Raw genomic sequence first — 10,942 nt, 5'->3', positions numbered from 1 at the left:
GTGGCTTTGCTAAGCTCATCAGGATCATCAATGCCTTTCCAGGTTGGTCACCGTTGACTCCTTCGGCTCCTATGCAACATTTTTCTTCTGCCTAGAGTGATGAATGAGGGATAACTGTCGAATCTGTTCTGGCGTGACTTGGAGATGGTAGTACAAGGTGGCAAAGCATTCATTGAACGTTTGCTGGCACTGCGGACAGAAATATCGTTGGTTACCGTTAGGAGCTTTGCCATGCTTATGGATGCGGGGGTAAGCACAGAGGCTGCATTCCAAAGATCATGCTTGAGGGTAAGTGCCTTGCTACTTTACCGAACCCACTACATTTTGATGCACGACCAACCTGTTTGAATTGAGCGATCGCTAATTTCTGCTCACGTTGGGTAAAAATCCTCCCTAAGAGCGAAGCTCAGCTCTACGTTAGAATAGTGGATTGATTCCTTAGCGCACTAAGTACCGAACGTCAGCATGAGCAAAGGCACACTCTTCGATAAAGTCTGGGATTTACACACAGTTGGAATCCTTCCCTCAGGCCAAACGCAACTGTTTATTGGTCTGCATCTGATTCACGAAGTCACCAGCCCTCAAGCCTTTGCCATGCTGCGCGATCGCGGCCTAAAAGTGCTATATCCAGAGCGGACAGTGGCAACGGTAGACCACATCGTGCCCACGGAGAACCAAGCGCGTCCCTTTGCCGACAGCTTGGCCGAAGAAATGATGCAGTCCCTAGAGCAAAACTGTGAAGAGCATCAGATTCGTTTTTATAACGTTGGCTCGGGCAGTCAAGGCATTGTCCATGTAATTGCCCCAGAGTTAGGGTTCACTCAGCCTGGAATGACAATCGCTTGTGGAGACAGCCATACTTCCACCCACGGAGCCTTTGGTGCGATCGCCTTTGGCATTGGTACCAGCCAAGTGCGAGATGTCTTAGCTTCTCAAACATTGGCACTTGCCAAGCTAAAAGTCCGCAAGGTCGAAGTTAACGGCACTCTGAAGCCTGGAGTCTACGCCAAAGATGTAGTTCTCCACATCATTCGGAAACTGGGTGTCAAGGGTGGGGTTGGCTACGCTTATGAGTTTGCAGGCAGCACCTTTGAGCAGATGAGCATGGAAGAACGCATGACCGTCTGCAACATGGCGATCGAAGGGGGTGCTCGCTGTGGTTACGTCAACCCCGATGCAGTTACTTTTGAATACCTCCAAGGTCGCGACTTTGCTCCCAAAGCCGAAGCATGGGACAAAGCTGTAGCTTGGTGGCAAAGCCTTCGGAGTGATACTGCTGCCGAATATGACGATGTAGTAGTCTTCGATGCGGCTGACATTGCTCCCACCATCACTTGGGGCATCACTCCTGGCCAGGGCATTGCGATTAACGAACTAGTGCCGACACCTGAGATGCTGCCCGCTGACGAGCAACCAATCGCAGCCGAAGCCTACCGTTACATGGACTTGCAACCCGGACAGCCGATTCAAGGCACCAAGGTGGACGTGTGCTTTGTCGGTAGCTGCACCAACGGTCGGATCAGCGATTTGCGCGAAGCGGCTAAGTTTGCTCAAGGACGACAAGTGGCCGAGGGAGTCAAAGCCTTCATCGTTCCTGGCTCAGAGCGAGTCAAGCAGCAAGCAGAATCCGAAGGTCTAGACAAGATTTTTGTCGCAGCAGGCTTTGAATGGCGTGAACCGGGTTGCTCGATGTGCCTTGCCATGAACCCGGACAAGCTAGAAGGCCGTCAGCTTAGCGCTTCTTCCTCCAACCGCAACTTCAAAGGTCGTCAAGGTTCGGCTTCGGGTCGTACTTTGCTGATGAGTCCAGCAATGGTGGTAGCCGCCGCAGTCACAGGTCAAGTGTCCGATGTTCGTGAATTGTTGTAGGGGGAGGGTGTCATGAGTAGCGAAGTTAAGGCAGTAGTGGGGCGGGGTGTGCCCTTGGTCGGCAATGATATTGACACCGATCGCATCATTCCAGCGCGGTTTTTACGCTGTGTCACCTTTGATGGTTTAGGCGCACAAGTATTCGCAGACGATCGCATTCAAACCCAAGGGCAGCATCCTTTTGATCAGCCACAGTACCAAGGAGCCAAGATCCTAGTAGTCAACGGCAACTTTGGCTGTGGTTCCTCGCGTGAACATGCGCCTCAAGCTCTTGCTAAATGGGGTATTGAAGCGATCGTGGGTGAGAGTTTTGCAGAAATCTTTTTTGGCAACTGTGTGGCGTTAGGAGTGCCTTGTGTGATGGCAGCTCCAGAAGATGCTAAGCAGTTACAAGAGGCGATCGCGGCTAATCCGCAGGCAGAAGTCAAAGTAGACCTAGAAGCCATGCAGGTGCAATGTGGCGACCTCACCATTGGCGTATCAATGGGGGCAGGTCCACGGCAAATGTTCACCAGTGGCACTTGGGATGCTTGCGGTCAACTCGTTGCGCAAGCGGATCAAATTCGGGCGACTGCTGCGAAACTACCTTACGTTTCTTGGTCAAAAACGGCTTAAGCCTCAAACAAAAAACCTCTCCCCCATCCCCTCTCCTTGAAGGAGAGGGGTGCCGTAGGCGGGGTGAGGTTTAAATTGTTCGCAGCAACTCAAATTAGTAGGCGTCTTGTAACTCGTAGAAGTCAGGGGAGATATAGTCTTTGCGGAGCGGCCAGCCTACCCAATCTTCGGGCATCAGTAGGCGCTTCAAATCGGGGTGTCCTTCGTAGACAATCCCAAACATATCGAACGACTCCCGTTCTTGCCAGTCAGCGGTCTTCCAAATCCAATAGACAGACGGAATTCTGGGATCTTCTCGAGGGAGAAATACTTTAATTCTCACTTCGTCTGGGCGATCGCTGTAGTCACTGACCTTGGTGAGGTCATAAAAGCTAACTAACTCTTGCCCAGGCCCCGCGTCGTATCCACCTTGGCAGCGGAGGTAGTTGAAGCCATAAGCATAAAGAGCAGTCGCGATTGGAATCAGAAAATCGCGATCGACCTTGAGCATTTCTACGCCAGAGCGATCAGGCCCTAAAGACTCATGCTCAAATCCGTTCTCACTCAGCCATTTGGAGATTCTACCAGCCTCGACGATAGGAGCTGGTGCCTGAGCCTGTTCTGCTCCGTTTTCAGGGGCATTAGATTCTTCAGCCACGACGAATTTCCTCCTTCTCTGCGGCTTTCAAAGCGGGTGGAACGGGTAGGCCCATTGCTTCTGTAAGTTCCTTAGGTGGCGCTTGACGACTTGGAACTTGCAGATAAGTCCCCGTCGTGATGTCAGGCACCTGCTTCATTTTGTGAGCAATGCTGTAGTAGCGATGAGTTTGGCCCTGCTTACCGCGCTCTTGCATCGAGTCATTGGCGATTTTCTTCCTCAGCTTGATGATCGCATCAATGATTGCTTCTGGACGTGGGGGGCAACCGGGTAAATAGACATCGACAGGAATCAACTTATCCACGCCGCGTACTGTGGTAGGCGAGTCTACGGTAAACATTCCACCCGTAATTGTGCAAGCACCCATTGCAATCACGTACTTCGGATCAGGCATCTGCTCGTACAAACGGACTAAAGCGGGAGCCATCTTCATGTTGATCGTGCCCGCAGTGATAATCAAATCAGCTTGACGCGGGCTAGAACGCGGAATCAAACCAAAGCGATCGAAGTCAAAGCGGGATCCGATGAGAGCCGCAAACTCAATAAAACAACAGGCAGTTCCATATAACAGAGGCCACAAGCTAGAGAGGCGCGCCCAGTTATAAAGGTCATCTACAGTCGTTAAAATGACATTCTCGGACAGCGCTTGCGTCACTTGGGGACGCTCAATGGGGTTGATAATTTGTTCATCTGGCTGCAAAATTGCGCCATTTTGAGCCGCATCTTTGGGACTCATGACCATTCCAAAGCTCCTTTACGCCAAGCGTAAACTAGACCAATCACGAGAATCGCAATAAAAACTAGGGCTTCGATAAAAGCTAGCAACCCCAATTGGTTGAACGCGACGGCCCAAGGGTACAAGAACACCGTCTCTACGTCAAAGATGACAAAGACTAGGGCAAACATGTAGTAGCGAATGTTGAACTGAATCCAGGCACCCCCAATGGGTTCCATCCCTGACTCGTAGGTGGTGCGACGCTCAGGACCTCGGAGCCGAGGGCGCAATAACTTAGACGCGCTCAGGGCCAGGACAGGTACCAGGCTACAGATAATTAAAAAGCCTAAAAAGTACTCGTAACCACTAAGAACAAACACTGCTAATAACTACCGCTTTAGTGAAAGAACTTGTGCTGCTTTTCATTTACATTTTGACACGCTCACCGTAAACTGGAGCGCCTCATGAGGTGGCTCGACAGAAACTGCCGAGTTCATCCTTCAGTCAAGCTAAATTGGCCTTAGGACTCACCCCACTTACCCACTTCTTGAGTATAAATTCCTGGTGCATCACTCCACTCAACACATTTACTGCATCTTAAATCTCTTTTGCTGGCTGCTCTAAGAGTGGCAGGGTGCCGTTATAAGTAAGCCATAGAGCTGGTTGCAGAATTTTTATAGCTAGCAATTGGTGAGAAACAACAGGCACATGACAGGAAGATTAACAGGGTGTGTCATAATCTTTAACAGATATTTTAAGGAAGAGATCTTTTATATAGATCTTCTATATAGATCGTTGGCCTAGATCAAATCCTCACCCCTCTGTTTTTCTCGTCATGAGCACTGAAGCTGTTGATCCTCAATCTCTAGACCGCCATGAGTGTAGAGCATGTGGCTATGTCTACGAACCAGTGAAGGGGGATGACAAGCGTCAAATCCCCCCAGGAACTGCTTTTGAAGAGTTGCCTGCTGATTGGCGCTGTCCAGTTTGCGGTGCCAAAGTTACACAGTTTACCAGTGTTGGACCAGCAGGTGCCGCTTCCGGTTTTCGGGAAAACTTAAGCTATGGCCTTGGAGTCAACCAACTCACCCCTGGGCAGAAAAATTTACTAATCTTCGGAGGTTTGGGGCTGGGGTTCTTACTATTTCTCAGCCTCTACGGTTTGCAGTGAAGGAATGGAGCGCCCTCAGCAACGCGATCGCGGCTCCTTAAAATCCTTCATTGAAACACCAAACACTATTGATCAAATATTCCAGGTATAGGCTGAAGCGAGATGAACTCGATTGTGAGAACACTGAAACGAATTGTAATGTTGCTAGCCGTAGTTATTCTATGTGCTAGCTGCGCTAACCGATATTTAAGCTCTTTGGATTACAACCCTTGGCAGCTTGTCCAATTGCCGACGGATGCCACGATCGCAGACATCAGCTTCGCGAGCGATCGCAAGCATGGGTGGGTAGTTGGCAGCAACTCTACCCTATTGGAAACTAACGACGGCGGCGAAACGTGGGAACTTCGCAGCCTCAATTTAGGCGATCAGAAGTACCGCTTTGATTCAGTTAGTTTCAATGGCGAAGAGGGATGGATTGCTGGACAACCTGGTCTCTTGCTCCATACCACCGATGGGGGCAAATCTTGGGCACGAATTCCCCTCAGTGCCAAACTCCCCGGTTCTCCGAATACGGTGTTGGCCCTTGGTCCCCAAACGGCTCAAATGACTACCGATATTGGAGCCATTTATCGCACTACAGATGGCGGTAAAAATTGGAAGGCTGAAGTTCAAGAAGCTGTGGGTGTCGTCCGCAACATTTCTCGCTCTAGCGATGGCCAATATGTCGCTGTCTCTGCTAAGGGTAATTTTTACTCTGTTTGGCGACCTGGACAAGAAGCGTGGGAGCCACATAACCGCAATAGTTCTCGTCGAGTCCAAAACATGGGCTTCACGCCAGATGGTCGCCTGTGGATGCTAGCGCGGGGTGGCCAAGTTCAATTTAGTGAAGCCAATGACTTTGAATCTTGGCAGACCGCAAACAGCCCAGAATCCGCGACTAGTTGGGGATTTTTGGACCTGGCTTACCGAACTCCGGACGAGCTTTGGGTGAGCGGCGGCAGCGGCAACTTGCTTTGTAGCTTAGATGGCGGCAAAACTTGGCTCAAAGATCGAGATGTAGAAAACATTCCTGGTAATTTCTACAAGGTAGTCTTCCTGAGTCCTGACCAAGGATTTGTCATTGGCCAGAGAGGTACCTTACTCAAGTATCAAGCCTCAGTGAAGTCTGCTTAATCATGAGCTTGCTTGACAGTTGTGCAGTCATAAGTAGTCAAAATTAGCTCTTTCAGCAGATGACTTGCTTGTGACTGTTTCTATCGTTCCGTATGATAGTACTTAAGCTTTGTGTTGTTGTCAGAGGAGAAATCTGAATGTCCGGTACTACTGGTGAGCGTCCATTTTCCGACATTATTACTAGCATTCGCTATTGGGTAATTCACAGCATTACAATCCCTGCATTATTTATTGCAGGCTGGCTCTTTGTCAGCACTGGTCTAGCATATGATGTGTTTGGTACTCCTAGACCCAATGAGTACTTCACTCAGACTCGTCAAGAAGTGCCAATTGTGCAAGATCGCTTCGAGTCAAAAGAGCAGATCAATCAATTCCTCAAGTAATTGTTTTCAAACTTTGGTTCTAGATCATGACTACCAATACTCCCAATCAACCCGTTTCTTATCCGATTTTTACAGTTAGATGGCTGGCTGTTCATACCCTAGCCGTGCCAACCATCTTTTTCTTGGGCGCGATCGCATCTATGCAATTTATTCATCGGTAGGAAAAGAAATGGCAGATCGGTCTTCTAATAACCCTAACAAGCAGCCTGTTGAGCTAAACCGTACTTCACTGTACTTGGGACTACTGCTGGTCTTTGTTCTGGGTATTTTGTTCTCCAGTTATTTCTTCAACTAACTGGATGTAAGCTAACTGGCTATTGTTTAATCAGCCAGTTTTATTCAATTTTAATTAGGAGGTAAAAGCTGTGTCTGGAACTGGAAGAATTCCTCTGTGGGTTGTTGCTACTGTTGCAGGTCTGGGTGCCATTGGCATTTTAGGACTTTTCTTTTATGGGGCCTACGCGGGATTAGGTTCATCTGTTTGATTCACACAAAAGCTGGTTTGAACTCAGAATTTTCTATCGTCTCGAATTTTTGACATTTGCTTGTCTAAAACTCAGCGTAAAAAACCACCTACCCTTTAGAAGTAGGTGGTTTTTTGTTATGAGAGTTTTTATGGTTTGGCTACTTTTAATTCAGTACCAAACTAGATGCCTGAGGGATCTTCGCGCTCGATGTAGATAAACAGAAAAGCCATTGCCACGGCAGGAAAGAGTAAACCTACAGCGGGGACTAGGATTGAGGGCAAAAATGAAGCTGCCATAGAAAAGTTTCCTATCTAAGATTGCACAATTCCAAGACCGAATTTACTGCGAATCGATGGCTAAATTTCTATCTGCTAAAGATTTTTAACAAAAATGTGACTGGCCAAGAGTTAGAGCACAGATCAGCCTAAAATATTTTGCGTTTCACTATCTTTGGCATCATCCCTTAGTCCCATTCGGGATATGACAATGTGGGGGTATCAGGCGGCACCACCATTCTAGTAGCTACCACTTTGTGGCTCTCCCTTTGAGTTGCCATTTCGATCGCGATCGCTTCAAACTGAATCTCTAAGCTGCCGAAGGGTACGGTCATTTGAGTGGTTGCTTCTAAATCTCCTAGCCCAGTTGGTGTAAAGTCAACCAGCCAACGGGGGCCATCTAGGAGCGATCGGGTTTGGCGATCGTTAACCCAAAGTTTGACATAAATTCGGCAGGGTAAATCTGGCATTCTGACTCGTACAGACACGGGCTTACCAGAAACCAACTCCCCAGTTTGGACTTCCAGTTGAGGATTAGGGACGATCGCATCTGGCTCAAGTAAAGCAGGGCTAAGCACTTCGGGGGTGGGTTCAGCGGGTAGAGGCGATGCTATGACTGGATCATCCTCGACGACAATTTCTTGAGCAACCCACTGATCTTCTGGAGGTCTTGCGGTCGGATGGACAATCATCTCGCTATTTTCAGGTGCCGCCAAGCTGTTAGATAACAGGCCCAAGTTGTGATCAGTCGCTGAATTATGTGCTAAGCCAGCTTCCGGGAGGGGTTCTGTTAAATCGGCTAAATCAGCGGTGCTGGATGAATCAGTATCATCCTCCTTCAACCACTCTGAGAGGTTTGCATCTGAAGCTAGAGCATTCAGCCGAGCCCAGAAACGCTCCTGAAAATTCAAAGATTGAGAGGTAGTCTCTACCGCAGGCTCACTCTCCTCTGGAGTCGTTGCAGTCTCAGCCAACTCGTCATTAGACAAGTCTACTGTCGCTGTCATATCTATCTCCGCGACAGCTAGATCAACGTCTCCTAAATCAGAGTCAAGCTCTCCTAAGTCAGAGTCGAGATCGATGAAAGCCAGAGATGGTTCCAGCTGTATGTCTTCCACAATTGTTGCAGAATCATCAATTTCTGAGATGTCTGCTTCTATCACTGCTTCTACAGGCAGTTCAGCTTGGCCTGGATGCAATCCTCGAATCACGGGCAGGGCTGGAGTCTTAGCAGCTTCAGATTGATGGGAGTGATAGATTTGGGGCGGGAGCGGCGAACCTGTCGAGGGTTGAATGTAGAATGGCGGCTTATCTTGCGATTGCTCTCCAACCTTTAAGAAGGAGAGATTTAAATAAGCCCGCTCTGACGGTTGAGTGTCTGTAGTAGAGTCAGCAGGTTCAGGTTCGGGCTCAGCCTCAGCCTCTGACGTTGCAGGCGAAGGTAAATCCAACAACTGAGCTTCACTCAAGTCGGCAGCGATCGCGTCCAGTAACTCGTCTACGTCTGCGGTGAGTGTAAAGGACTGGCTGGCGATCGCTGTGTCTATCGATTCTGAGCGGGTTGATTCTGCGCTAGCTGACTCTGTATCTGTTGTCGTGACGGCTGAGCGGTAGAAGGCAACTTCTCCGAGCAGCAAGCGGGTTCTGCAACTTAAGGGAATTTCGAGGGTGCAACTAAATGAATAGGGCAACTGTGGGTTGGCGACAGGCTGCCGCACCTCAACCAAAACCTGACCGCTTTGGGGATCGCGCAAGCCAACAAGCAATTCTCCCTGACCCGAACGAATTTCAGCCGGAAGACTAGCGATCGCTGCTGTAGCAATTTCTGGCTCTTTCAATTCAATTCGACCAGACAACGTAAAGGGCTGCCCCCAAGAGGTCATATAGGCAGCTTCAGCCAGTACTAGTTGTAGCGGTAAACTTGCTGACTCGGCTGTTTCTAGCAGCGGATCAGGAGTCGCAGGTATCGCAAAATCCCCTAAAGCGGGGGAATCAGCTTCTGTCTCTGACGGAACCGCGATCGCAGATGGCGGAACATTCTCAGGATCAGGGTTCGCGATCGCGGCACTAGCTTGATGTTCGTCAGGACTTGCTTCGGGTAAGAGGCTGGCTTCCGCTTCTGAGATTCGCTCAGCAATGTACTGCAACTGTTCTACAGAATAGTCAGTGACCTCAGTCAGGTGGTGCGTACTATTTACAATCTCTGGTGTACCAGGCGTTGGCGCTGCTTCTGGCGTTGCTTCTACAGTAGGCTCAAATTGGACAGCAACTTCCGGTTCTACCGTGAGTGCATCTGGTTCTGGCTCAGGTTCGGCATGATGCTGACTTGGCTCTTGATTCAGATCAGCAACTGTCGCTGTAGTAACTGCTGAGTTTGATGGTGAGGAGGGGTCTGTCGTTTCTTCATCCTGCATTTCCCACTCAGGATCCCAATCCGTCTCAGACTCAAACTCCTGCGGTAATACTTGTAAACAGACAATATGTTGCCAGCTTTGGCCCATAAAGTCTGACATCAGATCGCCCACGCAACGAATTTCCCATAATCCGGGTTTCATCCGGGTAAAGGGGAAAACCACCATCAATCCGTCTTTATTGGTGCGGCCAAATCGTTTTTGCGCCCGTCGCTTGGGCGATACTTCGTCGTCAATTTGATGTGTAATTCGGATTTCGACGCTTGTATTAGCGCGGCTAGAGCGGGCAACCACTCGATAGCGTCCCTCTAAGATTTCCACATCGGGGGACTCTAGAGGTAGCCAGGAGCGATCGCCCTCTTTCTGTAGTAGAAATTCCCAGTATTCCATCTCAACCCTCGGCAAGGGGATGCCCACCGCACGTTACTTAAGGTGGTGAATTAGTTTGGCGGCAAAAAAGACTGCTGGGTTAAATTAGCAGTCCTAGTCGCGACAGGATCGCTCCAGAAGCAATCTAGACGTTTCTGATCGCATTGTTGAACTTTGGTTTTAAGTCTATCCCACTCCCGATCATTCCGCTTGGTCTCATGGCATTTTTCTTAACTGAAACTCACCATTCCACAGACTTCTCTTCAGACTCCGCAGATTCTGGTTGGGGCGAAGTTGACTCTGGCAGTTCTCGCCTTGGCGGATAGTTATGGTTGGTATTTTGTAGCCGAGTTTCTTCTCGAAGGCGATCGCTCTCTAAGTCAGATAGGCGCTCTTCTAAGGGCGAAGCTGGCCGACTCACTTCTCCAAGCTCGCTAAGAGCATCAGAGGTAGACCGAGCATTATAGCTACCGCTCGGCACGTCCAGGGGCGATCGCGAAGGAGGAGGTAACCGCCCCATGGAGCGACGACCACCAGCGACACTAGTAGGGGTTCGACTAAACGTGCGCCATGCCGCTTTCATGCCTGCAAAAACGCTACGAGTAGTAGTCTGAGCTTTTTGGACTTGCTTCCGAGCACCATCAAAACTCTGATCTACCTGTTTGACGACTTGACCCGCACTCTTCACGCCTTCGCTCATGTCATCTGTCAGATCACTAATCTCTAACCCAGTCAGGCGAATCGATTCTAGGGTGGGAGGCAATTCCCGGGAGAGGGTGTCAAATAGTTTTTCAGCACTGCGAGCCGCCCTCGCTAATTCTTGAAGTGCTGGTATGGCTACAACTAAGACTGCTGCGAGACTCACGGCCACCAGTAGAATTGAAAGTCCTAGCCAAAAAATGGGATCAATCACTGAA

14 protein-coding genes are annotated in these 10,942 nt (G+C 49.4%); 8 read left to right on the top strand and 6 right to left on the bottom strand.

Annotated features, from left to right (window positions below; translation table 11 throughout):
* The first annotated feature begins 465 nt into the window (after window positions 1-465).
* Window positions 466-1,869: a 3-isopropylmalate dehydratase large subunit gene (gene leuC, locus H6F90_RS19375; protein ID WP_190553920.1), complete on the top strand. Its 1,404-nt coding sequence runs from the start codon at window positions 466-468 to the stop codon at window positions 1,867-1,869.
* A 12-nt stretch (window positions 1,870-1,881) separates the two neighbouring features.
* A complete protein-coding gene (leuD, locus tag H6F90_RS19370; protein ID WP_190553919.1) occupies window positions 1,882-2,484 on the top strand; it encodes a 3-isopropylmalate dehydratase small subunit in 603 nt (200 codons plus the stop codon).
* 94 nt (window positions 2,485-2,578) lie between these two features.
* Here leuD and H6F90_RS19365 read toward each other — a convergent pair whose 3' ends face one another.
* The 3 genes from H6F90_RS19365 to ndhC are packed head-to-tail and all read right to left on the bottom strand — an operon-like array spanning window position 2,579 to window position 4,216.
* Window positions 2,579-3,121: an NAD(P)H-quinone oxidoreductase subunit J gene (locus H6F90_RS19365; protein WP_190553918.1), complete on the bottom strand. Its 543-nt coding sequence runs from the start codon at window positions 3,119-3,121 to the stop codon at window positions 2,579-2,581.
* Window positions 3,114-3,857: an NADH dehydrogenase subunit K gene (locus H6F90_RS19360; protein WP_190553921.1), complete on the bottom strand. Its 744-nt coding sequence runs from the start codon at window positions 3,855-3,857 to the stop codon at window positions 3,114-3,116. The genes H6F90_RS19365 and H6F90_RS19360 overlap by 8 nt, the downstream gene beginning before the upstream one ends.
* Window positions 3,854-4,216, bottom strand: coding sequence for a photosynthetic/respiratory NAD(P)H-quinone oxidoreductase subunit C (gene ndhC / locus H6F90_RS19355; protein ID WP_190436122.1), 363 nt, complete (start codon window positions 4,214-4,216; stop codon window positions 3,854-3,856). The genes H6F90_RS19360 and ndhC overlap by 4 nt, the downstream gene beginning before the upstream one ends.
* A gap of 455 nt (window positions 4,217-4,671) precedes the next feature.
* Between ndhC and H6F90_RS19350 the strand changes: the two genes are divergently transcribed.
* The 6 genes from H6F90_RS19350 to H6F90_RS19325 all read left to right on the top strand — a co-directional run bounded on the left by H6F90_RS19350 (window position 4,672) and on the right by H6F90_RS19325 (window position 6,988).
* Window positions 4,672-5,007, top strand: a complete 336-nt coding sequence (locus H6F90_RS19350; RefSeq protein WP_190436126.1) for a rubredoxin — start codon at window positions 4,672-4,674, stop codon at window positions 5,005-5,007.
* Window positions 5,008-5,109: 102 nt separating this feature from the next.
* Window positions 5,110-6,120: a photosynthesis system II assembly factor Ycf48 gene (locus H6F90_RS19345; protein WP_190436129.1), complete on the top strand. Its 1,011-nt coding sequence runs from the start codon at window positions 5,110-5,112 to the stop codon at window positions 6,118-6,120.
* Window positions 6,121-6,257: 137 nt separating this feature from the next.
* Window positions 6,258-6,503, top strand: coding sequence for a cytochrome b559 subunit alpha (psbE, locus tag H6F90_RS19340; RefSeq protein WP_190436132.1), 246 nt, complete (start codon window positions 6,258-6,260; stop codon window positions 6,501-6,503).
* Between the two features lie 26 nt (window positions 6,504-6,529).
* Window positions 6,530-6,664 (top strand): cytochrome b559 subunit beta, encoded by a 135-nt coding sequence (gene psbF / locus H6F90_RS19335; protein WP_190436135.1) that lies wholly within the window; start codon window positions 6,530-6,532, stop codon window positions 6,662-6,664.
* Between the two features lie 8 nt (window positions 6,665-6,672).
* A complete protein-coding gene (locus tag H6F90_RS19330; RefSeq protein ID WP_190436139.1) occupies window positions 6,673-6,798 on the top strand; it encodes a photosystem II reaction center protein L in 126 nt (41 codons plus the stop codon).
* Window positions 6,799-6,868: 70 nt separating this feature from the next.
* Window positions 6,869-6,988, top strand: a complete 120-nt coding sequence (locus tag H6F90_RS19325) for a photosystem II reaction center protein J (protein ID WP_190436142.1) — start codon at window positions 6,869-6,871, stop codon at window positions 6,986-6,988.
* Between the two features lie 161 nt (window positions 6,989-7,149).
* Here the strand turns inward: H6F90_RS19325 and psaI are convergent, their stop codons facing one another.
* The 3 genes from psaI to H6F90_RS30785 form a co-directional block, all read right to left on the bottom strand.
* Complete coding sequence (gene psaI, locus H6F90_RS19320; protein WP_190436145.1) at window positions 7,150-7,266, bottom strand: photosystem I reaction center subunit VIII; 117 nt, start codon at window positions 7,264-7,266, stop codon at window positions 7,150-7,152.
* A 167-nt stretch (window positions 7,267-7,433) separates the two neighbouring features.
* Entirely contained in the window at window positions 7,434-10,046 is a 2,613-nt protein-coding gene (locus H6F90_RS19315; protein ID WP_190553917.1) for a hypothetical protein, read from the bottom strand.
* A 220-nt stretch (window positions 10,047-10,266) separates the two neighbouring features.
* A complete protein-coding gene (locus H6F90_RS30785; protein WP_242024544.1) occupies window positions 10,267-10,938 on the bottom strand; it encodes a hypothetical protein in 672 nt (223 codons plus the stop codon).
* Between the last annotated feature and the right edge of the window lie 4 nt (window positions 10,939-10,942).

Origin of the sequence: Trichocoleus sp. FACHB-591 (assembly GCF_014695845.1) — a bacterium.
Taxonomy (GTDB): domain Bacteria; phylum Cyanobacteriota; class Cyanobacteriia; order FACHB-46; family FACHB-46; genus Trichocoleus.
The sequence above is the reverse complement of the archived record's forward strand: the minus strand, read 5'-3'. Positions and strand labels throughout refer to the sequence as shown.